The 22124-nt window shown below is 54.6% G+C and carries 19 protein-coding genes; 10 read left to right on the top strand and 9 right to left on the bottom strand.

Annotated elements, in window-relative coordinates; genetic code table 11:
* Window positions 1-14: 14 nt before the first annotated feature.
* From rbsC to MHI43_RS10135, 5 genes are read right to left on the bottom strand one after another with little or no spacing between them, the layout of a single operon-like run.
* Window positions 15-983: a ribose ABC transporter permease RbsC gene (gene rbsC / locus MHI43_RS10155; RefSeq protein WP_015734380.1), complete on the bottom strand. Its 969-nt coding sequence runs from the start codon at window positions 981-983 to the stop codon at window positions 15-17.
* A 1-nt stretch (window position 984) separates the two neighbouring features.
* Complete coding sequence (locus tag MHI43_RS10150; RefSeq protein ID WP_036665821.1) at window positions 985-2466, bottom strand: sugar ABC transporter ATP-binding protein; 1482 nt, start codon at window positions 2464-2466, stop codon at window positions 985-987.
* A 15-nt stretch (window positions 2467-2481) separates the two neighbouring features.
* Window positions 2482-2880, bottom strand: a complete 399-nt coding sequence (rbsD, locus tag MHI43_RS10145) for a D-ribose pyranase (RefSeq protein WP_036665823.1) — start codon at window positions 2878-2880, stop codon at window positions 2482-2484.
* On the bottom strand, window positions 2877-3761 hold the full coding sequence (rbsK, locus tag MHI43_RS10140; protein ID WP_036665826.1) for a ribokinase: 885 nt from the start codon (window positions 3759-3761) through the stop codon (window positions 2877-2879). Before rbsK ends, rbsD begins: the two co-directional genes overlap by 4 nt.
* Window positions 3761-4744, bottom strand: a complete 984-nt coding sequence (locus MHI43_RS10135) for a LacI family DNA-binding transcriptional regulator (protein WP_036665828.1) — start codon at window positions 4742-4744, stop codon at window positions 3761-3763. Before MHI43_RS10135 ends, rbsK begins: the two co-directional genes overlap by 1 nt.
* 234 nt (window positions 4745-4978) lie before the next feature.
* Between MHI43_RS10135 and MHI43_RS10130 the strand changes: the two genes are divergently transcribed.
* From MHI43_RS10130 to MHI43_RS10105, 6 genes are all read left to right on the top strand, one after another.
* The gene (locus tag MHI43_RS10130; RefSeq protein WP_036665830.1) at window positions 4979-5959 is read left to right on the top strand and encodes a sugar ABC transporter permease; all 981 of its coding nucleotides are present in this window, start codon (window positions 4979-4981) and stop codon (window positions 5957-5959) included.
* The gene (locus MHI43_RS10125) at window positions 5956-6780 is read left to right on the top strand and encodes a carbohydrate ABC transporter permease (RefSeq protein ID WP_036665831.1); all 825 of its coding nucleotides are present in this window, start codon (window positions 5956-5958) and stop codon (window positions 6778-6780) included. Before MHI43_RS10130 ends, MHI43_RS10125 begins: the two co-directional genes overlap by 4 nt.
* Before the next feature lie 145 nt (window positions 6781-6925).
* Complete coding sequence (locus tag MHI43_RS10120) at window positions 6926-8287, top strand: ABC transporter substrate-binding protein (RefSeq protein WP_036665832.1); 1362 nt, start codon at window positions 6926-6928, stop codon at window positions 8285-8287.
* Window positions 8288-8527: 240 nt separating this feature from the next.
* Window positions 8528-9433 carry an arginase gene (rocF, locus tag MHI43_RS10115; RefSeq protein ID WP_015734373.1) on the top strand — a complete coding sequence of 302 codons (906 nt, stop codon included), beginning with the start codon at window positions 8528-8530 and terminating at the stop codon, window positions 9431-9433.
* A gap of 104 nt (window positions 9434-9537) precedes the next feature.
* Window positions 9538-10731 (top strand): ornithine--oxo-acid transaminase, encoded by a 1194-nt coding sequence (locus MHI43_RS10110; RefSeq protein ID WP_036665833.1) that lies wholly within the window; start codon window positions 9538-9540, stop codon window positions 10729-10731.
* 308 nt (window positions 10732-11039) lie between these two features.
* Complete coding sequence (locus tag MHI43_RS10105; protein ID WP_036665834.1) at window positions 11040-11945, top strand: TIGR01777 family oxidoreductase; 906 nt, start codon at window positions 11040-11042, stop codon at window positions 11943-11945.
* Window positions 11946-12018: 73 nt separating this feature from the next.
* Here MHI43_RS10105 and MHI43_RS10100 read toward each other — a convergent pair whose 3' ends face one another.
* The gene (locus MHI43_RS10100; RefSeq protein WP_036665835.1) at window positions 12019-12609 is read right to left on the bottom strand and encodes a YdhK family protein; all 591 of its coding nucleotides are present in this window, start codon (window positions 12607-12609) and stop codon (window positions 12019-12021) included.
* A 207-nt stretch (window positions 12610-12816) separates the two neighbouring features.
* Here MHI43_RS10100 and MHI43_RS10095 point away from each other — a divergent pair, with 207 nt between their 5' ends.
* The 4 genes from MHI43_RS10095 to MHI43_RS10080 all read left to right on the top strand — a co-directional run bounded on the left by MHI43_RS10095 (window position 12817) and on the right by MHI43_RS10080 (window position 19258).
* Complete coding sequence (locus MHI43_RS10095) at window positions 12817-13746, top strand: AraC family transcriptional regulator (RefSeq protein ID WP_036665836.1); 930 nt, start codon at window positions 12817-12819, stop codon at window positions 13744-13746.
* Between the two features lie 124 nt (window positions 13747-13870).
* Window positions 13871-15742 (top strand): class I mannose-6-phosphate isomerase, encoded by a 1872-nt coding sequence (locus MHI43_RS10090; RefSeq protein WP_036665839.1) that lies wholly within the window; start codon window positions 13871-13873, stop codon window positions 15740-15742.
* Window positions 15739-16749, top strand: coding sequence for an ROK family protein (locus MHI43_RS10085; protein WP_036665842.1), 1011 nt, complete (start codon window positions 15739-15741; stop codon window positions 16747-16749). Before MHI43_RS10090 ends, MHI43_RS10085 begins: the two co-directional genes overlap by 4 nt.
* 13 nt (window positions 16750-16762) lie before the next feature.
* The gene (locus MHI43_RS10080; RefSeq protein WP_036665845.1) at window positions 16763-19258 is read left to right on the top strand and encodes a glycoside hydrolase; all 2496 of its coding nucleotides are present in this window, start codon (window positions 16763-16765) and stop codon (window positions 19256-19258) included.
* A 113-nt stretch (window positions 19259-19371) separates the two neighbouring features.
* Here the strand turns inward: MHI43_RS10080 and MHI43_RS10075 are convergent, their stop codons facing one another.
* The 3 genes from MHI43_RS10075 to MHI43_RS10065 all read right to left on the bottom strand — a co-directional run bounded on the left by MHI43_RS10075 (window position 19372) and on the right by MHI43_RS10065 (window position 22025).
* Complete coding sequence (locus MHI43_RS10075; RefSeq protein WP_009592569.1) at window positions 19372-19608, bottom strand: hypothetical protein; 237 nt, start codon at window positions 19606-19608, stop codon at window positions 19372-19374.
* Window positions 19609-19732: 124 nt separating this feature from the next.
* Window positions 19733-20458, bottom strand: coding sequence for a YwiC-like family protein (locus MHI43_RS10070; protein WP_036665848.1), 726 nt, complete (start codon window positions 20456-20458; stop codon window positions 19733-19735).
* A 52-nt stretch (window positions 20459-20510) separates the two neighbouring features.
* Window positions 20511-22025: a nitrate/nitrite transporter gene (locus MHI43_RS10065; RefSeq protein WP_036666157.1), complete on the bottom strand. Its 1515-nt coding sequence runs from the start codon at window positions 22023-22025 to the stop codon at window positions 20511-20513.
* Window positions 22026-22124: the final 99 nt, after the last annotated feature.

The following is a 22124-nucleotide window of genomic DNA, read 5'->3' as shown; positions in this document are numbered from 1 at the left end:
GTTCATTCTCCCCCTTAAGCCGATTTTCTACGGTCGAGCAGTACGGCAATCGCAATTACGACACCTTTGACAACCATTTGATAGAATGAGTTCACGCCGAGCAGGTTGAGCCCATTGTTCAGAATTCCGATAATCAGCACCCCGATCAGCGTGCCGACAATCCGGCCGCGTCCTCCGGTCAGGCTTGTGCCGCCCAGCACGACGGCTGCGATGGCATCCAATTCATAGGAGGTACCCGCTGTCGGCTGCGCGGAATTCAAACGGGAGGTCAGAATCGCGCCTGCCAGCGCGGACAGCATCCCTGCCAAGGAGTAGATCATAATCTTCACGCGCGGTACCTTAATGCCGGATACAAGCGATGCTTTTTCGTTACCGCCGATGGCATACGTTTTGCGGCCAAACGACGTTTTATGCAGGATGACCCACAGCACGGCAAACGTGATGATCATCGTAATGGCCGGCACGGGAATGCCCAGCAGGTATCCGCGGCCGAACAATTGGAATACAAGGCTGTCGCCAAGCCCGGTAATCGGATTACCGTTCGTATAAACCAGCGTAAGTCCCCGGAATATCGTCATGGTAGCCAAGGTGGCGATAAACGGCGCCATTTTCCCCTTGGTGATCATGAGACCGTTGATCATGCCCATCACGCCGCCAAGCGCAACGCCGATGATGATCGAGAGAATCGGGTCAAACCCGGCCACCATCATATTGGCGACAAATGCGCTGGATAGCGCGAGAATCGAACCGACCGACAGGTCAATGCCGCCCGTCAGGATAACAAACGTCATACCAAAGGCAATCAGTGCGTTAATCGATACCTGACGCAGCAGGTTCAGAATGTTAAGCGGTTCCAAGAAGCTTGGATTCAGGACGGAAACGATGACGATCAGAATGATCAGTCCGAGCAGCGGACCGAGCTTTTGCGTCAAACCTGAGACCTTGAACCCTTTTCCCGCCTTGGCATCGTTAATAGTTGTCATATTACTGTCCCCCTGTAGCTAGAGTCATGATGTGTTCCTGCGTGGCTTGTTCGCGGTCCAGTTCACCGGAAATCCTGCCCTCGTGAACGACGAGAATCCGGTCGCTCATCCCGAGGACCTCCGGCAGCTCCGACGAGACCATCAGAATCGCCACGCCGCGTTCGGTCAGCTCATTCATCAGCTGGTAAATTTCGCGCTTCGCCCCTACGTCCACGCCCCGGGTCGGCTCGTCCAGGATGAGCACGCTCGGCCCAATGCCGATCCATTTGGCGATAACCACCTTCTGCTGGTTACCCCCCGACAGATTGCGGGCGTGCGTTTCGGATGAATGGGTCTTGATCTGCAGCCGCTTCGTCAAGGTATCCACGAAATCCTGCTCCTTCTTCCCGGAGATGAATCCTCTGGAAGAGAAGCTGAACAGGTTGGGCAGCGCCATATTTTCACGGACCGAGAAATCCAGCACCAGTCCTTCATCCTTGCGGTCCTCCGTTATAAATCCAATGCCGTGTTTCACGGCATCATCCGGCTTCTTGATATGAACCTTCTTGCCGCGTACCCAGATTTCCCCGCTATCCAGCGGGTCCAGCCCGAAGATCGCTCGCATCATCTCGGTGCGCCCCGCGCCCATCAAACCGGATACCCCTACGATCTCGCCGGCTCGGACCGAGAAGCTCACATTCTCGAACCGGCCCTTGCCGGTAATATTCTTCACTTCCAGCACCGGTTCGCCCGGAGACGGATGCCGTGTGGGATATCGCTCGGTCAGCTCCCGGCCGACCATCTTTTTGACGACTTCGTCAAAGTTGGTTTCGGGAATCGGCTTGGTGTCCACGGATTTGCCATCCCTCATAACCGTGATCCGGTCGCAGATCGTGAAGATCTCCTCCATGCGGTGGGAAATGTAAACGATGGATACGCCCTGCTTTTTCAACGAGCGGATGACGCCGAACAGCTTCTCGATTTCCCTTTCGGTCAGTGCCGCCGTGGGCTCGTCCATAATGATGACTTTCGCTTTGGTCATGAGCGCCTTGGCGATTTCAATCATCTGCTGCTGGCCGACGGAGCATTCCCCCGCCTCCTGCGTCAACGGTATCGTCACCGCCAATTTGTCGAACTGTTCCTTCGCAAGCGCCTTCATTTGTTTCATGTTGAGGAATCCCAGTCCGGATGTCATCTCCTTGCCGATAAACAAGTTATCCAGAACCGTCATCTCCGGCCAGATATTAAGCTCCTGGTGGATGAAGGCAACGCCTCTCTCTTCGGCTTCCTTCGGGTTCGCGAAATAGGTTTCCTGACCGTCGATCAAGATCTTGCCTTCATCCCGGCTGTGAAGGCCGGTTAAAATATTCATCAGCGTCGATTTGCCCGCGCCGTTCTCTCCCATCAGGGCATGAACCTCTCCTTCCCGGAGATCAAAGTCCACGCCCGCCAGCACCCGGTTCGTGCCAAAGGATTTATGGATATTCGTCATCTGAATGTTCATGATGCTTCCTCCTCTTTAACCGAAATGAACGCCGGCCTGCAAAATGCAGTTCGCATAGGGCTTGGCTTCGCCTGTACGGATAACCGCCTTGGCGTTTTTCGTCCGTTCCTTGAACTGCTCGTGAGAGCAAGCCTCGATCTCGCAATCCTGAAAATGTGCCTGTATATCATGCAGTGTTTCCTTATTATCCCGCTTCATTTCTTCAGCAATGACGATTTTTTCAACGACCATATCGTCGGCGATCGCCTCCACCACCTCCATAAAGCTCGGCGTCCCCAGCGTAAGCGCCAGGTCGATCTTCGGAACGCCTGGAGGAATCGGAAGGCCAACGTCCCCTACCACGATGGTATCGGTGTGCCCCAGATCCGCCAGCACTTTCGCGATGTGGCTGTTCAGCATGCCGTTCTTCTTCATGATCCAAGGCCCCCTTCCACTTCGAGGCGCGACGGCATTCCGCCCTGCGCTCCGAACTTCATAACCGACAAGGAAGCGGCGCGGTTCGCGAATCTGAGGCTGTCGGTCAGGCTCATGCCCTCGGCCAGCGCCACGGCGAATGCGCCGTTGAATGTATCGCCGGCACCCGTAGTATCTACGGCTTCAACCTTGTAGCCCGGAACCACGATCTCTTGCATACCGTCAAAATAACGAACGCCCTTTTTCCCTTCCGTTACGATGAGTTTATTCGGATACCGGCGCAGCACGTCGCCGAGCGGCTCGTCATGAAACAGGATAGCGGCTTCATGTTCGTTTGGCGTAATGTATGCCGCCCGTTCAATAACGACGCTCGGCACCGGACGGGCAGGAGCGGGGTTCAGCATCAATGGCACCTGATACTTGGCGCATATCGCACTCACGTGCACCACCGTTTCTTCCGGAATCTCCTGCTGAATCAACACGATATCCGCCGCCTGGATTACCTTTTCCGCCTGATCTACGTATTCCGGAGTGATCCGATCATTGGCAGCCTTCACCACCACGATGCTGTTGTCTCCCTCTGCCAAAATGATGTGCGCCGTGCCGCTTTCCATACCTGTAACCGGTTCCACATAATCCGTAATAACACCATTCGACTGCAAATTGCTCAAAATCGTTTCGCCGAAGGAATCATCACCGACGCAGCCAACCATCGTCACCTCTGCACCCAGCCTTGCCGCCGCGACGGCCTGGTTGGCTCCCTTCCCTCCTGGCACCGTCTTAAAGCTGTCGCCTAGCACTGTCTCTCCCGCGCCGGGGCGCTTGGCGGAGGTCACCACCAAGTCCATCGACGCGCTTCCGATTACCACGATTTTTGCCATCACGATTCCACCTTTCTCGTTGTCTGTCGCTCTATGAATTCAACCGAGAATTCGATATTGCTTTTCTCTATGCGCTGCCCTTCGATAAGTCCGATAAGCAATCTGGCCGCTTCCCGGCCCATTTCGTACGCCGGCTGATGAATCGTTGACAGCGGCGGGGCCAGCAGCCTGCTGAGCAGAATATCGTCAAATCCGATAATTTGCACGTCTTCCGGCACCCTTTTCCCCAGCCGAAACGCTTCCTTCACCACAGCGGATGCCATAATATCGTTACTCGCGATTATGCCATCCGTGTCCGGATATTCGCTGAACACTTTCTGGGCGAATTCTTCGGCATCGGTTAAAGAAAACGATGTCGTCTTCAGCACTTGATACGCAGCCGTCTGTTGCTCCAGAACCTCGACAGCTCCTTCAAAACGTTCCTGTGCAGGCCGCACATCCGCCGGACCTTGAATTACCGTTATGGCTTTACTCCCTCGCCGCACGATTTCCTGGGCCGCTATTCTTCCTCCCTGACGGCCATCCGCGTACACGGAAGGGCGGTCCGACGAGGTGCGGTCGAGAAACACGACGGGAATGTTCAGTCCCGTATACATGTCGGCATCCGGATCGTTGGTCGATGAGATGACGCCAACCACATTGTTCTGGACAAACGTCTGAATGTACTCCATTTCCTTCTTCTTGCTCTCGTCGCTGTTTCCGAAGATCAATCGGTAATCATTCTCCTGCATCTCGTCCTCTACCCCGCGGGCAAGCTGCGGGAAATAGGGGTTCATGATGTCGGGAAGCAAAAGTCCTATCAATTTGGATTTCCTCTTGTATAAAGAACGCGCCACTTCATTCGGCGTGTAATTCAGCTCTCGAATGCTCTGTTCCACCTTGGACCTGGTGTCCTCATGCACGTAACCGTTTCCATTTAAAACCCGCGAAACCGTGGCTACGGATACGCCCGCCTGATTCGCCACATCCTTGATCGTTGCCATACCGTCATCACCTCATTCATGTGTAACCGGTTACAGGTATAAGATATCACATCTCTTTTCAACGTGCAAGCTTTTAGGGAATGGAATATTCTTGTACCGGCACTGGCAAGCTTGCCTTCAGCAACTGCCATGTCCGGCAATAAATTACGGTATTCTTACAAAACCCCTTACTGGATTTTACATCCGGCTCCTATACTCAATGCTGTAAGGCCAAGCTGGAAAGTGAGGTAAAACATGATGATGGAAAAAGAATTCACGCTTCCTTCTCCGGGGCACTCTCTATCGCCGAACGTCAACGAGCCGGAGGTATCAACCGCGGCGAAACCCGTCTCGATCAAGAGAACAAGGCGCAGAGAAATTCTGCTCGCTTATGCATGTTTAGCGCCTTCGCTGCTCATATTCGGCCTGTTCTTATTCTACCCGCTGCTCAAGTCGGTATATCTTAGCCTGTTCCTGACCGATCCGCAAGGCCGGGTAGCGGAATTCGTAGGACTCGACAACTTCAGGGAAATATTGGCCTCCGACATGTTCTATACAAGCTTTGGCAATACGCTGTTGTTCATCGTGCTGACGGTTCCAACCGGCATGGCGGCTGCGATTCTCCTGGCTGCCCTGACGCACAACAAACTCAAGGGCATGAAAATATTCCGCTTTATCTTCTCGCTTCCGATGGCCGTGTCCGTCGGTACCGGCTCGATGATCTGGATGATTCTGTATCATCCGACATTGGGCGTGCTGAATTATTTCCTGTCGCTGCTCGGCACGCAGCCCATACAATGGCTGACCGATCCGAAATGGGCCATGATCTCCATCGCGATCATGACCGTCTGGATGAATCTTGGATTTAATTACATCCTCATGCTGAGCGGCATGCAGGGCGTGTCCGAAGATATCTATGACAGCACCAAGATTGACGGCTCCGGTCCGCTGAGAACGTTCTTCCGGATTACGATGCCGCTAATCTCCCCTACGTTATTCTTCACGTCTGTCGTATCGGTTATCGGTGCCTTCCAAGCATTCGGGCAAATCAACATCCTCACCAAAGGCGGTCCGATGAACAGCACCAACGTCATGGTTTTCAACATCTACCAGGATGCCTTCGTCAATTTTCGCTTCGGCATCGGCAGCGCGCAGGCCCTCATCCTGTTTGCCATCATTCTGCTGCTGACCGTCTTTCAATTTAAATTCGTCGAGAAGAAGGTGCATTACCAATGAACATGCGTCTCATGCCCAAAAGCTTCATCTACATCGCGCTGCTTCTCGGTTCGTTGGTCGTTCTTTTCCCGCTCCTATATACCTTGTCGACATCGCTGATGAGCGAGGCCGAATCGGCCGTCTATCCGCCGCCTCTGCTTCCCGAAGCCGTCAATCTGTCCAACTTCGCCAAGGTGATCGATACGATTCCTGTCCTTACCTTTATCGGAAACAGCCTGGTTGTCTCCATTGCCATCATGCTCGGACAGATCGTGACCGCGAGTCTGGCAGCATACGCTTTCGCCTTCCTGCGATTCCCGGGAAAAACGCTGCTGTTCAGCCTCTTTCTCGCGACGATGATGATCCCGTGGGAGGTGATCATGATTCCGAATTACTTGACGGTCAAAAGCCTGAACTGGCTGGACACCTATCAAGGGCTCATCATTCCATTTCTGGCCACGGCCTTCGGAACCTTCCTGCTCAGGCAGACCTTCCTGCAGCTGCCGAAGGAGCTGTTTGAAGCGGCCCGCGTGGACGGCTGCGGACATGTCCGCATTTTCCTGAGCATGGTGCTGCCGTTATCCATCCCCGGAATCGCCACGCTGGGCGTGTACTCGTTCCTGAATAATTGGAACATGTACCTGTGGCCGCTTCTGACAACCAACCGGGTCGAGATGCGAACCGTCCAAATCGGGATCGGCATGCTGCAGTTCGAAGAGATGAACTCATGGAATCTGATACTCTCCGGCGTGCTCCTCCTGCTGCTGCCTTCCCTGCTGCTGCTTGCGCTCGGGTTGAAACCCCTTGTACGCGGCATCACCGCAGGTGCTTTGAAGGGCTAATGGACACGATGCCGACCCAGTAGACCATATTGGATCAGCCTTGCGTGCCGGTTATCGATATCAAACGGGCTCACGCAATTTCTGATAGATCAAACCATACTTTATTTTCAAAAACTATTTTCAAAAAGGGAGAGATTAACCGATCATGAAACGTTTTGGTAAAAGGTCCTTCGCGCTGCTCCTGCTTTCCTGCTTTATGCTGATCAGCGCCGCTTGCAGCAATACGCCAGCCGCCGGAGAAACGACCGTTGCCGCCGGCAGCGAACCGGCCAAGGAACCTGTTAAGGTCGTTTGGTGGCATTCCATGAGCGGTGAGCTCGGAACCGTTGCGGACAAGCTGATTTCCGATTTTAACGCAGCCCACCAGGATATTCAGGTAGAGGGCGTGTTTCAAGGCACGTACGATGAAAGCTTGAACAAGCTGAAGGCTTCATTGGGATCGAACAGCGGACCGACCATGATTCAGGTGTACGAAATCGGCAGCCGTTTCATGATGGACACCAAGGCGATTCGTCCGGTTCAAGACTTCATGGATGCTGAAGCATACGACATTTCCTCCTTGGAACCGAATATCAAAAATTATTATACATTCGACAACAAATTGTATTCGATGCCGTTTAACTCCTCCAACCCGATCCTTTACTACAATAAAGATGCCTTTAAAGCGGCAGGTCTGGATCCGGAAAATCCTCCAAAAACCTACGAAGAGGTAGCGGAAGCGGCTAAAGCGCTAACGAAAGGCGGCCAAACCGGCGCATCCTTCGCAATATACGGCTGGTTCATGGAGCAATTCCTTGCGAACCAAGGCGTTGAGCTGCTGAACAACGGCAACGGCCGCACTTCTCCGGCAACCGCTTCGCATGTCAACAATGCCGCTGCCGTGAAAACGCTGGAATGGTGGAAGCAAATGCTGGACGATAAAGTCCTGCTGAACCTGGGACGTAAAACGGATGACACCAAAAAAGCCTTTGCAGCCGGCCAAATCGCCATGACGCTGGACTCCACGGCTTCGCTCCGCGGTATCGTCAGCGCAGCGGAAGGCAAATTCGAAGTCGGCACGGCATTCCTGCCCAAACCGGCTGACGGCGGCGAAGGCGGCGTGATCATCGGCGGTGCAAGCCTGTGGCTGATGAACAACAAATCGGAAGAAGAGCAGCAGGCCGCCTGGGAATTCATGAAGTATTTGGCCGAGCCGCAAACCCAAGCCTACTGGCATGTCAACACGGGTTACTTCCCGGTCACGACCAAAGCTTACGAAGAGTCCCTGGTAAAAGAAAACCTGGAGAAATATCCTCAATTCCAGACCGCGGTGGATCAACTGCATCAAACGACCGCCAACCTGGCAACGCAGGGCGCTGTCATGGGCGTGTTCCCTGAGGCCCGCCAGCTGACGGAAACGGCCATCGAGGAAGTGCTGAACGGTCAGAAAACACCGCAGGAAGCATTGGATAAAGCTGCTCAGGAGATCAGCTCCAAGATCGAGACCTATAATAAAACGATAAAATAAACGTCGTGCATGCCGCGTAAGCATGCGATGAAACCTAATTCGAATTGCACATCATTAACACCCTTCATGCTGTCTCATGGGGCTCTCTGCAGTCATTCCATGAATCATGCATAAAGGGTGTTTTTCTTTTTCTCGTTCAACCCAAAACCTTCCATATTTGCTCAGCTTGTATAGGGCTTTGCCCAAGTCACTCAGCCCGGCTCCGGAATACACTGTTACAAAGTGGAGGTGAGCAAAGTGATGAACAATCTTCCGTCCACCGTATCGATCATCCCGGTGCCCTTCGACCGGGGAGCTACCCGCCGCGGCGCCGGACAGGGACCGGACGCCATATTCGGAGCCGGTCTGAAACGCAAGCTTAACGCGCTCGGTGTAACCTACCAGGTCGATGATTTTGCTGCGCTCCCCGAGCGCAAGGATGAAGCGCACCATCCCCGATTAAAACATTTGACAGAAGTCGTGACGATGAACGAGCAGCTGGCAGCGCGCGTATCCGCCCTGGCAGTAGCGGGCACCTTCCCTCTTGTGCTCGGCGGCGACCATAGCATAGCAATCGGCACGCTCGCCGGACTTACCCGGCATTACCGCAACTTGGGCGTCATCTGGATCGATGCCCATTCCGATCTCAATACGCCGGATACTACCCCGACCGGCAATATCCATGGCATGTCCCTGGCTGTCAGCTTGGGAAAAGGCGACCGGCGGCTAACCTCGATCGGCGGCGTTAAATCAACCATTAAGCCGGAGCATGTCGTGCTCATCGGCGCGCGCTCACTTGATCAGGGCGAGCGGGACTTCATCCGCCGGGAAGGCATCGCCTGCTTCACGATGCAGGATATCGACCGCATGGGCATGTTCCGGGTCATGGAGGAAGCCATCCGCATATCGTCAGCGGGAACGGATGGCGTTCACCTCTCCTTTGATATCGACAGTGTCGACCCGAAGATCGCACCGGGAACAGGAACGCCGGTTCAAGGCGGGCTCAGCTACCGGGAAGCGCACCTGGCCATGGAGATGCTGTCGGAATCCGGTATTCTGACGTCAGCCGAATTCGTGGAGAACAACCCGCTGCTGGACCGCGGACAGAAGACGTCCCGGCTGCTTGTCGGTTTAATCGCCTCCATGCTGGGCGAAAGCATCTTATGACATTTTAATGTCATGGCATCATGCTTGATTATGAGAAGCCTCTTGCGCGGGCATGCTGTATTTTCCGCGTTGCGGTTTCTTTAGACTCCCAAGGAGGTTACGCCATGGCCCCTTCCAATCCTCATATCGAGAAAGCCGAAAGGTACGGCGCAAAAAACTACCACCCTCTTCCCATCGTCATCGCTTCAGCTGAAGGCATTCATGTGACGGATACAGATGGCAAACGGTATATCGATATGTTAAGCGCCTACTCGGCGCTAAACGCAGGTCATTGTCATCCCCGCATCATCCGGGCCTTAAAGGAACAGGCGGATCGGGTGACCCTGACCTCGCGCGCATTTCATCATGATCAGCTGGGCGATTTTTACGAGAAGCTGTCCGCTTTAACCGGCAAAGGGATGATTCTTCCCATGAATACGGGAGCCGAGGCGGTTGAGACCGCGCTTAAGGCAGCGCGTCGCTATGCTTACCGGAAGAAAGGTATTCCGGCAGATCAGGCCGAAATCATCGTCTGCGAGGGCAATTTCCACGGCCGAACGATCACGGTTACCTCCTTCTCCTCGTCCCGCGAATACCGCGAGGACTTCGGTCCGTTTACGCCGGGATTCAAAGTCATTCCCTATGGCGACCTTGAGGCGCTGGAGCAGGCGATATCACCGAATACGGCCGCTTTTCTCGTGGAGCCGATCCAAGGCGAATCCGGCATCGTCATTCCGCCTGACGGATACCTGAGCGGGGCACGGGAGCTGTGCAGGCAGCACAACGTCCTCATGCTAGCGGACGAAATCCAGAGCGGCTTCGGCAGGACGGGCAAACGCTTTGCCTGCGACTGGGAGGACGTCGAGCCGGATATGTACATTCTTGGAAAAGCGCTGGGCGGCGGCGTCTTTCCCGTCTCCGCCGTGGCGGCGGACGCGGATATTCTGGATGTATTCGAGCCGGGTTCCCACGGCTCCACTTTCGGCGGAAATCCGCTCGGGTGCGCGGTGGCCATCGCCTCCATGGACGTGTTCATTGAGGAAGGGCTGGAGGTTCGCTCCCTGGAGCTCGGCGAATATTTTCTCCGGCTGCTTCGGTCCATCCCGCATCCCGATATCCAGGAGGTGCGCGGCAGAGGTCTATTCATCGGCATGGAGCTCAAGGTCCCGGCCAGATCCTATTGCGAGAAACTGAAAGATCTCGGCCTGCTATGCAAAGAAACCCATGAAGCCATTATCCGCTTCGCCCCTCCGCTCATCATCACCAAAGCAGAACTGGAACAGGCGGCGGCGATCGTAAGGCAGGCGTTTGCGTGTTAAATCGACCGGCTTGCACTTGCGCAAAAAACAGTTTGTTCACCCCCTGGCTCCAAGGCATGGGGTGCGGCAAACTGTTTTTTTCGGTTTCTTTCCGCTCCTAGCCAGGCAGAAGCTGAAGCGTTGACTGAAATATCATATAGCGGTGCCATGCCGCATTTCCTGTATAATGGGTTGTATAATATTGGATTTACGATTCTGACAAGAAACGTATCGTTATTCCCTTCTCAGCTCATTTCAGCGTATGACGGGTAATGATTCCCGGCCATGTTTTATCAGGGTTGATGATAACTTAACAAGGAGGTTCACTCATGAGAATAGCCATCTGCGGGGGTACCGGCTTCATTGGCCAAGCATTGTGCAAGCGCTGGCTGCGCGACGGACATGACATGATCATCGTCACCAGGTCAAAGCCGGAGATCCCCGCTGTGCAGCAGAACGGGTCATTATCCTACTTAACCTGGGATGAGATGAAATCCCATCCGGAGCGGTTCGAGGGCTTGGACGCACTCGTTAACCTTGCCGGCTCCTCCCTGAGCCAGCGCTGGACGCAAGCAGGCAAGACGAGAATTCTTCAGTCCCGGCAACGAACCGTAACTGCCGTAGCGGACCTGATGCGGCGCCTGGAGCACAAACCTCCGGTCATTCTTCAAGCATCGGCAATGGCCATATATGGTACATCCGAGTTTGAAGCGTTTGATGAGGACAGTCCGGCCACGATCATGGATTTCCCGTCCGAGGTTGTGCAGCAATGGGAGCAGGCAGCCGATTGCATCCCGGTCGACCGGTTAATCAAGCTGCGCATCAGCGTCGTGCTGGGCGATCAAGGCGGTGCCCTCCCCAAAATGCTGCTGCCGTATAAATTAGGAGTCGGCGGCAACATCGGCAGCGGCAAGCAATGGCTCTCCTGGATCCATATCGACGACATCGTGGAATTAATCGATTATTGCATCCGGCACGAAGACATTTCCGGAGCCGTGAACGCCGCTTCCCCGCACGCGGTCACGAACGAGGAATTTGGCCGTAGCGTCTCCAAGGTCTATCGCCGTCCGCATTGGCTGCCCCTGCCTGCATTCATGCTCCAAGCCATCCTGGGCGAAATGTCGCTTATTCTGTTAAAGGGCCAGCGGATCCTTCCGGCCAAAGCCCAGCGCCACGGCTTCAAGTTCCGGTATCCGGAAGTGACGGCCGCCTTGCAGCAGATCAAAGGAAGCTGAATCACCCTCCTTGAGCATAAAAAAACAATCGCTCTCTTGATCTCAAGGGAGCGATTGTTTTATTCGATGAACGTTATTGGACCGGAGATAACTCACTCTCCGTGACCCATTTGTGGTTCTTGACTTCCTCTCCGGATGTTGACGTGAAGTCCACCATATAGACCGTCGTTTGCTCGGCGGAATCGATAACGGCAGTCGCACCGTTCATCCCCTCTATATGATCCGCATTCACGACGGCTTTCGCTCCCGGCTCCAGGGGCTCCTTGCCCGCATCCTTCAGCTCTTCATGAATGACCCATTTATGATCCTTCACTTCGGGCCCGCCGTTCGTCGGCGTATACGATATCGTGTACACTGTCGTATCGTAAGCTCCGACTATCGTTGCTTGGGCCCCCTTCATCCCGGGCATGTGGTCGGATTCGATGATCGCTTGGGTCCCGGCCGCATAGGCCGGATTGTCCGCAGTCTTCAACCCTTCCGGAACCTCGCCCGATCCGGAATGGTTCATGCTGCCGTGATCCATGCCTTCCATGCCGCCGGTGGTATCCACGCTCTCCGCTTGATCCGGATTCGCGCCATCGGTATTTCCGCAGGCGCCCAGCACGAGGATGAGGGATGCAAAGGCAACCAGAATAAGCGGCTTTAATCGTTTTTTTGCTGACATATGACGAACTCCTCTCTTATATTGAATATTCATAGCATAACAGCGACTTGTGAAGAACTTATGTAGCTGTCTATGCATTACATCACTATACCCATTTTTTCTTTATATCTTATCTTGTGATATATAATAGAGAGACAATCCAAGATACATCCAACCTATATTAAAGGCAGATGACATTGCCTTATGAACGAAGGAGAACCATCTCCCATGCAAATCGATGACGATGCTTTCATCCCGTTATTCAAGCGGGCCAATTCCATATTAAATCGTACCTTGAGCCGTATTGAACAACAGGAGCTGAGCATCCGGATCCATTACTGGGGGTTCATGCCGCGCCACTACGACAATACGGAGCACAAGCATTCTTTTTTTGAAGCTTGTTACGTGTTAACAGGCAACGGAACCTATATCGAAGGCGAAAGAGAGTTTCATCTCTATCCGGGCACGCTGTTTCTCTCACGGCCGGGCGTCCAGCATCAAATAAGAAGCAAGGATGGCTTGGCCTTATGCTATGTCGCCTTTGAACCGGAAGAAACGGCAACCGGCGAGTTTTATGCGGCCGCGTTCCGGTTGCTGGCCAAACAAGGCAATCCGGTGGTTACAGAAGGTGCCCGGCAGGCGTCCGGATTATTGTGGCTTTCGCTGTTATCGCTGTTTCATACGGGTTCCGGCAAACAGCACCCGCCGCAAATGCTGAACAGTTTGGCCGCATCACTGATAGTATCCTTTCTGACCGTCCATGGCCCGGGCTTCCACCATGAGCCTTCCGGTGCCGAAGCAAACGATGAAGGAACCTCCATGTTTCATCAGGCCGAACTGTTTATCAAGGACAACCTCAACGAACCGCTCTCGCTGGAGCGCGTGGCGGGCCATCTCCACATCACGACCCGTCATTTAACCCGGCTGTTTCGCAAATACGGCCATCAATCCTTTGTCCATTATGTACAGGAGCAGCGCGTGCAGCAGGCAAAGCATATGCTCCTCCATACGGATCGGCAGATCAAGGAGATTGCCGTCTGCTGCGGATTCGAGTCCGTGCATTACTTCACCAGGGTATTTACGTCCAAACTTGGCGTAACCCCGGCCCGCTTCCGGCGCTCGCAGTTTTCGGAAGGACGCTACGACTCCGAGGTTTAGCGTTAAGGGCTGCCGATGTCCTGATCGTACAAAAACACTTCCTCTTTTTATAAAGACGTATCCTCCCTTGCCTTCTACAATGAAGTCGTAACAGACATTCCGGAAGGGAGGATATATCCAATCCATGAAACCTGCAACTGCCTTTCAATCATATCCGATCAATCCTGTGGATTTTCGCCACGAGCCCTTGTTCATGAATCAGGGGATCGACTCCTGGTGCTCGTTCATCATGTCGACCCACAAACAAAAATCGCAGCTTCATCCCCCCGAAAAGCGCGGCGTCTACATTACGCTTGACGGAACGCACGGTGCCGATTTCGATAAACTGCTGATCCAGCTTGAGCAAACCTGCGAACAAGAGGGCATCGCCTTCTTAAGCGATTCGACGTCCCATTACGTAAAACCCGAAGCCGAGCTCCGGGCAGAGATGGCTCCTTATCTGACCGATAACCGGGCATTCGGCTATAAAGCCTCGGATGTCCGTCCCATTCAATATTTTCTGCCGGACGCAAAGGCTGCCTTGCAAAAAAGCGCGCGTCAATTTGACGCGATGTGCGGCATTCACGTGCTGCACGGCCCGGGTGCATCGCTGCTGGAAGGCAGAACCCCCGATCTTCGCTTCTACGCCGATTACTCCCGCGAAAACCAGCAGCGGCGCCATGCCGAGCGTATGGGCAGCTTCGGCCTCGGCATCTCGAGCGATAAGGTTGAGACCTACAAGAACTGCCTGTTTCTCGAATGGCCCGTCTGGGAGACTTACCGCCGGGACTGGCTGGACCATCATGTCCAGCATTCGGTCAACCAAGCGTACTATATGGATTTGAATCGTTCGGAAGCTCCCGTCTGGCTGCCTGCAGCGAAATTGGCAAGCGTGCTGCATCAAGCGGCCCGGCAGCCGTTTCGGGTCAAGCCGTTTTTTGCCCCGGGGATATGGGGAGGGCAATACCTTAAGGAATTATGCGGCCTGCCCGAAGAATGGCCGAACTGCGCCTGGAGCTTTGAACCCATCGCTCCCGAGAACACGCTGCTGCTGCGCGTGCAGAATGTCACCTTCGAGGTTCCATTCACTTTGTTGATAGAGGCAGCCCCACAGGAAATTATGGGAACGCGTAATTTCGAGCTGTTCGGCGATTATTTTCCGATCCGGTTTGACTATCTGGATACGATGCAGGGCGGCGAGCTGTCGCTTCAGGTGCATCCGCTGCAGGAATATGCAGAGGCGCAGTTCAATGAACATATGACACAGCAAGAGTCGTACTACATCATGCGTAATGTCCCGGGAGCCAAGGTGTATTTGGGACTGAAGGAAGGGATCACCGGCGGACGGCTCCTTGAAGCCGTCGAGAATGCCCATCTTCAGGAAGAGCCGCTGGAGCTTTCCGACTACGTTAACGAGTACCACTCGCAAACAGGGGATCTCTACCTTATTCCACCGGGTACGGTCCACTGCTCCGGAAGGGATAATCTCGTGCTGGAAATCTCCTCGACCACTTGGTGGTTTACATTCAAGATTTATGATTATCTGCGGCTGGACGCCGATGGCAAGCCACGCCCGATGAACCCCGAGCATGCGCGCCACAATATCAATGACGCCATGAATACGCCGGCGGTAGAGGACGGGCTTATCGCCAGGCCAACCGTCGTAAGCCGTCAAGGCGGCAGCACGGAGGAACTGCTGGGGCAACGGGAAGATCTTCTGTTCCAGGTCAGAAGGCTGAATCTGCAGGATACGTGGAAAGCGGATACCCAAGGAGAGTTCGTTATGTACAATCTCGTGGAAGGCGACCGCGTCCGCCTTGTACCGGCAGCGGACGAGGGTGGGGCCGTTGAATGGGGCTACGCGGAATCCTACATCGTTCCGGCATGTATAGGCGAATACCGTTTGGAGAACCTGTCCGGATCCCCATGCACCTTGATTGCGGCCAGGGTCAATCCGGAATGGAATCTCCCGCTGCTTCCGCCTTCCCGGAGAGCGGCAAGCGGAGAGTTTTCATGAACCGCCCTGATTGGGACGATCCGGGAAGCCCGTCTCCCCCTGCCCCCATCACCATAACGCTTGATGCCGGGGGGACCGCTTTGAAGGGGGCGCTGCTCGTGAACGGGCAGCTTGTCCCCGGCTCGTTCCTCATCCGGCCTTCGGCATCGCAAGGAACGGCGGAGGAAGCGATCGCCAGCTTCGCCGGCGCCTGCCATGATTTGTTAAGCTTTTACGCCTCGGCCTTCCGGCCGGTGGACTATCGCGATTCGATCCGGATCGGCTTTGCCTTTCCGGGGCCCTTCGATTACGCAAAAGGCATTGCCCTTCTTCAAGGCATCGGCAAATATGATGGGCTGTACAAGCTGTCGGTTCGGGATCTACTCCGTTCGAGGTTCCAGAGCCTCAAGCCATCCTTTCCGGGTGCCATGATGAATCGTTTGACCGCTGCCGATATCCGGTTCGGGAACGACGCCTTCATGTTCGGGCTTGGCGCCTCCATCCGGTTCAGGGCGGAACGTCTCGTATGCCTGACGCTCGGTACGGGCCTCGGTTCCGCCTTCGTGGAGAATGGCCGGATCGTAGCCGGCAAGGACGGTATCCCTGGCAGCGGCATGCTGTATGCGGAGCCTTACCGGGACCACATCGTGGACAGCTATTTCGGGAGAAGAGGCATTCTGAGGATGGCCTCGGAGCGGGGACTCCTGACGGACGGAATCGACGTAGCCGATCTGGCCGAAGCGGCAACGCGAGGTAATGGGCAGGCCCGCGATTTATTCCGGGAATACGGCAGCAATCTGGGAGGAATGCTGCGGCCCTACCTATCCGGATTCCGGCCGGACCGCTTGGTGCTGGGCGGACAGATCTCGGGCAGCTTGCCCTTATGGGAAAGGGATATGCAGCTGGCCTTGGGTACGCACAGCGTTCCAATCGACTGTCTCGAGGACGGTACGTCCGCTGTGTTTTACGGCATTGAGAAGCTGTTTGACGATACGGCGAACGATCGATCCGCTCCATATTATCATTAGGAGGTCCTATCATATGAACAAGAACATATCACGCCAAGGAAGCCATAGACCCGCCCGTCCCTGGACGATCTATGCCATCCATCATTCTCACACGGATATCGGTTACACCGAGCGCCAGGAGCGGATCGAGCAGTACCATGTCGATTTTATCCGCCAGGCTCTGGACATTACGGATGCCGCACACCGCGGAGAACGTCCGGAATGGAAATCGTTCCGCTGGACTTGCGAAACATTCTGGGCGGTTGAGAAATTCCTCGAATCGGCCACAACGGAAGAAAAGGAGGCTTTTCAGCAAGCGGTAATCCGCGGTGATATCGAACTGTCCGGAACCTATCTCAACATGACGGAGCTTCCGGACTTCGACCTCCTTCTGCGCAATCACGGCAAGGCGCAAAGGTATGCAAACACTTTCGGACATCGGATCGACAGCGCCATGACCGCCGACATCAACGGGTACAGCTGGGGTTATGCGGAAAGCCTGCTGCAAAATAACATCGAGCATCTGTTTTCCTGCATCCATACGCACCACGGCATGTATCCGCTGGGCCGCAAACAAACCCCGTTCTGGTGGGAAAGCCACAGCGGCGGCAGGCTGCTCGTATGGAACGGCGAGCATTACATGTTCGGCAACGAGCTCGGGTTCTGCCCTGACGCACTCGGCAAATACATCATCAAGGATGAGCTTCAGCATAATCTGATGGAGCCCGAGGAGCGGCACAACGACATTGCTGCCCTGCGGATTAACCGGTATTTATGGAATCTTGAGCAGGAGTCCTACCCGTATTCCTTCGTTCCCGTCATGGTCTCCGGCCTGGGCACGGACAATGCGTCCCCGAATGCCGACATTGCGGAGTGGATAAGCGCATGGAATGAACAATACGGCGACCAAATCACCATTAAAATGGCCACGCTCTCCGAATTTTTTGCCGTCTTGAAGCAGGAGGATCTGTCCGCGCTTCCGGTGCACCGCGGGGATTGGCCGGACTGGTGGACCGATGGGGTCGCCTCCACGGCGATGCATACCCAGATTTACCGGGATGCCCAGCGCACGCTTCGCAAAGTCAAGCGTCTCGATCCGGGCCATGCAGCGGCGAGCCTGGCCGAGATCGAGGAGGCCTCGCAGGCGCTGACCATGTACGCCGAGCATACCTGGGGCTACCATTCCTCCGTGTATGAGCCTTGGCATCCGCAGGTGCAGATGCTGGAGGTGCGAAAGCAAGCCTATGCGGCGGAAGCCAGCAAGCTGGCTTACCGGGCGCTGGATAAAACGCTCGTTGCCCGTCAGGGGGCACTGCTTGCCCCCCATCGTTCCTTACGCTACGAGGTGATCAACACGGAACCGGCCGCAGCTACGCTGCAGGTTGCCATACCGCTGGATGGTTGGGAATACGTGATCCTGAAGAAAAGGTTCGAGCTCATCGACGAAACGACCGGGAAGCCTCTACCGTACCAATTGACACATACGGGGGCACTCGTTACGGAGCTCGCGCTTGAACCGGGAGAATCCCGGATATTGTTTATTCATGCGCCCGAATCGTCAGATGTTCTCGCCGCTTCCGGGAATATGGCGACCGCGCGGAATACCGAACCGATTGCGTGCGAAGGCATCGCCGACATTTGGACCCAGCCCTTGACTCCTTATCCGATCGTAGTGGGCAAGAGTTCGCTCGAATCCGACTTCTTCCGGATCGAATGGAAAATGAACAACGGCATTACGTCGTGGATCGATAAGACACGCTCGGCGGACCTGTTGGACTGCGAACGCGAGCACGGGGCATTCACCCCTGTCTACGAGGTAACGCCGGCACAGGATGAGTTTAATCCATCCGAAATATGCGCGACCCGCCGCCGCATGGGACGCAACCGGAAGGGCACCAACGTCCAGCGGGATGCCGGGCGCTTAACCCGGGCGACCGTGCTGGACAACGGACCGCTGTTTGCCCTGGTCGAGCTGGTGTTCGACGTGAAGGGACTCAGCTACTATGCCCTCCACATCAAGATGTTTGCCAACCAGCCTCGTGTCGAGGTGTCCGTCCGCTTCCACAAGGACAGCGTTTGGCTGCCGGAAAATGTCTATGTGGCCCTGCCGTTCTCGCTGGGGACCGAAGCCGAGTTATACGCCGAAAAAGCCGGATGCCATATCCGGCCTTGGAAGGATCAAATTCCTGGAAGCTGCCTCGATTACACCAGCGTGCAGGAGGGAATATTCTGGCACTCGGCTAAAGACCGGGAAGCGCTGACCCTGTCCATGACAGACACGCCGCTCGTACAGCTCGGAACGCTGGAGCACGGGCCGCGCCAGCTTCACACCATGCAGCCGGCGGACAGCCGCCCTTCCACGTATGCCTGGATATTGACGAACTACTGGGAGACCAATTTCAAAGCTACGCTCGGCGGCTTCTACGAGTTCCGCTATGCGGTAGAACGCCATCGCCAGCTGGACCCCCAGCAAACGGCGAAGACGCTGCACGCCTCAACCGGACAATTCACGGTCCATCGGATCCATTGATTCATGATGAAGAACAGCTGCCCTGGTAACCAGGGCAGCTGTTCTCATTATTACAAGGAGGCGGCCTGCCGATCCGGCCTCTCCCGTCTTTTGATTATTCGGTTATAGCGGGATTACGTCCAGGCCCACATGAATCCGTCGCGATCCCAGGCAATCCGGCCGCCATGCAGTTTGCGGAATGCCTTCTTCACGTCCTTGGACAGCGAAGCATTTCCATTCTCGTTCACGAAGACAAATTCTTCCCCGAAGTTCTCGCGTACATAACGGATGGCTTCCGTCTGATACAAATTGCCCGTAAACCGGATTTCCTCCACCATCCATTCGGCCACCTGCTGTGCTGTATATGCCATATTTGCATTCTTCCCTTCTGTATCCATTCCCTTATTATAACAGAATGGATGACAGAGTCGATTCGCATGGAAGCCGCCCGAAGGGCAGCTGTGCATATTTCACCATCGCGATAGCGAAAGCAGATTACATCAAGATCCATGACAGCAATAAAAACTGGATGGAACCCGCAATCTCGATCATGCCGACCTTCATCGGTTTCATTATTTTTCCGGCATACCGCAGTGTCTTCACAAACGGAAACAAGAACGGCAGGCACATCCACGGATGCCCGAGGAAGATCGGCAGAATCAGCATCACCGAATGATACATGATGGCATATGCCGTCCAGCGCCTGTTTTTCCGCTCCCGAAATACGGATTTGACAAAGAATACGGTTCCCGTGAAATATAGAAAATTCAGAGCAACAACAGCGGCTAGCAGCTGATCAAAACCTCCTCCTCCCAGCATGTAGGCAGCGGCGCCTCCGGTACAGAACAGCAGGATCGCACAAATATCGTTCAGCAGCGCACGCTCCGCTTTGCGGAGGACATGCCAGACATTAACCATGATCAGCACGAGAAGGATCGGCGCAAACCAGAGCATCAACGGCTTGAGAACAAGTACCGGAACCAGAAACACAGCGGCAACAAGGGCATAAACGGTCCCCCAGGATATCCAGATTTTGCGTTTGGCCGGGGTCTTTAAGGATTGCAGAAACGGATAGGACGCCATATATAGAAACAACCACGCCAAAAACAGCGGAAGGTGCATAAGGGCCGGCTTGGCAGCCACCATTCCGATGAAATAAGGTACAGAGACCATGGCCCAGCCTCCATGCTCCCGCGGAATCACAATCCTCGTCTTTTTCATGCCTCTCTCCCTCTCCATCCATCAGCTCACACCGACAACGATTCATCTCTTGTCAGCCGCTCGAAGCATTGCCGGACGAATGGTATGTAATATCGCTAAAGGTACCCACATAATGAATGATGTCGCCGGATTCGTCCCTTACGGCATTAATGGTCAACAGCTCCAAATATTCCTCCCCGTTTTTCCTGCGGTTCCAAATCTCCCCCTGCCAGCTTCCGCGTTCCATGATTTCAGACCACATCGCGCGGTAAAACGCCGGCGATTGCCTTCCGGACTTCAGCACGCTCGGATTTTTGCCGAGCACTTCCTCCTCCGAGTATCCCGTTAACTTCGTGAATGCGGGATTGACCGCACTGATCCTTCCGCTTGGATCCGTTACCAGAATCCCTTGGCCGGTGGAGTTAAACACCTCGGATTGCACGGCAAGTTTGTCCTGGTAGTACATCCATACCACAACGACGAAGCTCGCAAGCGCAACCTGCGACAAAGCCATGAAGCCGATGGAATACTGCCCCGTAACCGAATGGATAAAGGAAAGCATCAGCGGCGGAAAGAAACCGCCAAGACCGCCCATCATGGACACGATGCCATTCACGATGCCAGCCTGCTTGTTGAAATAAAGGGGCACGAGTTTGAAAATGACCCCGTTTCCGAGACCCGCACCAACGGCTATGGTTAAGCAGCCGGCCGTATACAAGCCGATGGACGGGGAGAATGCCAACAGGATAGCCGCAGCCGTCAGCCCCAGGAATACGCCCATTAATAAGAACAGCGGTTTAAATCGATCTGCAAGCCAGCCGCCGACGGGACGCAAAAAAGTCGCAATCATGATGAACCCGGCCGTCCGCATCCCGGCATCCACCTTGGCCAGCTCAAAATGAGAAACCAGGAAGTTCGGCAAGTACACCGTAAAGGCTACGAACGAACCGAAGGTAATGAAATAAAAAAGCGAGAAAAACCACAGTTTTTCATTCTTATATACACCCTTGATCTGTTCCATGACCGGTGTTTTCACCTTGATTTCTTTGCGGTCGCCTAAAAAAACATTGAATAATGCAAATATCAGCAGCAGGATCAAATACAGCTGGACGGTTTTGGACCATCCGATCCCCGTCGCGATGACCGGTGCCGCAAACGTCGTAATGGCTGTACCGATGTTGCCCATCCCGTAGATCCCATTGACCAGTCCCAGCTTCTCTTTTGCATAGTATTTCGGCAATGAGGTCACACCCACCGAGAACACGGCCCCACCGATCCCAAGGAACAAGCCGCCGATGACCAGATGCGTAAAGGATGAAGCCGAGCTGATAAAATAGACCGGAAACAGCAGCAGGATGAAGCTGGATATAAAAACAATTCGTGCTCCGACCACGTTGGCGTAATAGCCGAGCGGTATCCGCAGAACCGAGCCCAGGACCACCGGAATGGCCGTCAGAATGGCGATCCGGTCTGCCGGAATGGAGATATCTTCTCTTATGAACGGCAGGAGCGCGGAGATGATGACCCATACCATAAAACCAAGCACCAGATTCATTGTTTGCAGCGGAAGCTGCAGCTTTTTGATCATTCCCATCACCTTTTCCAAAGCGTAATGAATGGCATATTGATCCCCAGCTCCTATTGTACGTGCACCTATTCACAATGCGAATAGGGAAGTTCCCTGAAT

The sequence above is a fragment of the Paenibacillus sp. FSL H8-0457 genome, assembly GCF_038051935.1.
In the GTDB taxonomy this organism is placed as follows: Bacteria; Bacillota; Bacilli; order Paenibacillales; family Paenibacillaceae; genus Paenibacillus_AQ; species Paenibacillus_AQ lautus_A.
The sequence above is the reverse complement of the archived record's forward strand: the minus strand, read 5'-3'. Positions and strand labels throughout refer to the sequence as shown.

Bases quoted from the DNA above. Each gene is read 5' to 3' on its own strand.
- rbsC (WP_015734380.1), bottom strand. From the start codon at position 983: ATGACAACTATTAACGATGCCAAGGCGGGAAAAGGGTTCAAGGTCTCA.
- MHI43_RS10150 (WP_036665821.1), bottom strand. From the start codon at position 2,466: ATGAACATTCAGATGACGAATATCCATAAATCCTTTGGCACGAACCGG.
- rbsD (WP_036665823.1), bottom strand. From the start codon at position 2,880: ATGAAGAAGAACGGCATGCTGAACAGCCACATCGCGAAAGTGCTGGCG.
- rbsK (WP_036665826.1), bottom strand. From the start codon at position 3,761: ATGGCAAAAATCGTGGTAATCGGAAGCGCGTCGATGGACTTGGTGGTG.
- MHI43_RS10135 (WP_036665828.1), bottom strand. From the start codon at position 4,744: ATGGCAACGATCAAGGATGTGGCGAATCAGGCGGGCGTATCCGTAGCC.
- MHI43_RS10130 (WP_036665830.1), top strand. From the start codon at position 4,979: ATGATGATGGAAAAAGAATTCACGCTTCCTTCTCCGGGGCACTCTCTA.
- MHI43_RS10125 (WP_036665831.1), top strand. From the start codon at position 5,956: ATGAACATGCGTCTCATGCCCAAAAGCTTCATCTACATCGCGCTGCTT.
- MHI43_RS10120 (WP_036665832.1), top strand. From the start codon at position 6,926: ATGAAACGTTTTGGTAAAAGGTCCTTCGCGCTGCTCCTGCTTTCCTGC.
- rocF (WP_015734373.1), top strand. From the start codon at position 8,528: ATGAACAATCTTCCGTCCACCGTATCGATCATCCCGGTGCCCTTCGAC.
- MHI43_RS10110 (WP_036665833.1), top strand. From the start codon at position 9,538: ATGGCCCCTTCCAATCCTCATATCGAGAAAGCCGAAAGGTACGGCGCA.
- MHI43_RS10105 (WP_036665834.1), top strand. From the start codon at position 11,040: ATGAGAATAGCCATCTGCGGGGGTACCGGCTTCATTGGCCAAGCATTG.
- MHI43_RS10100 (WP_036665835.1), bottom strand. From the start codon at position 12,609: ATGTCAGCAAAAAAACGATTAAAGCCGCTTATTCTGGTTGCCTTTGCA.
- MHI43_RS10095 (WP_036665836.1), top strand. From the start codon at position 12,817: ATGCAAATCGATGACGATGCTTTCATCCCGTTATTCAAGCGGGCCAAT.
- MHI43_RS10090 (WP_036665839.1), top strand. From the start codon at position 13,871: ATGAAACCTGCAACTGCCTTTCAATCATATCCGATCAATCCTGTGGAT.
- MHI43_RS10085 (WP_036665842.1), top strand. From the start codon at position 15,739: ATGAACCGCCCTGATTGGGACGATCCGGGAAGCCCGTCTCCCCCTGCC.
- MHI43_RS10080 (WP_036665845.1), top strand. From the start codon at position 16,763: ATGAACAAGAACATATCACGCCAAGGAAGCCATAGACCCGCCCGTCCC.
- MHI43_RS10075 (WP_009592569.1), bottom strand. From the start codon at position 19,608: ATGGCATATACAGCACAGCAGGTGGCCGAATGGATGGTGGAGGAAATC.
- MHI43_RS10070 (WP_036665848.1), bottom strand. From the start codon at position 20,458: ATGAAAAAGACGAGGATTGTGATTCCGCGGGAGCATGGAGGCTGGGCC.
- MHI43_RS10065 (WP_036666157.1), bottom strand. From the start codon at position 22,025: ATGATCAAAAAGCTGCAGCTTCCGCTGCAAACAATGAATCTGGTGCTT.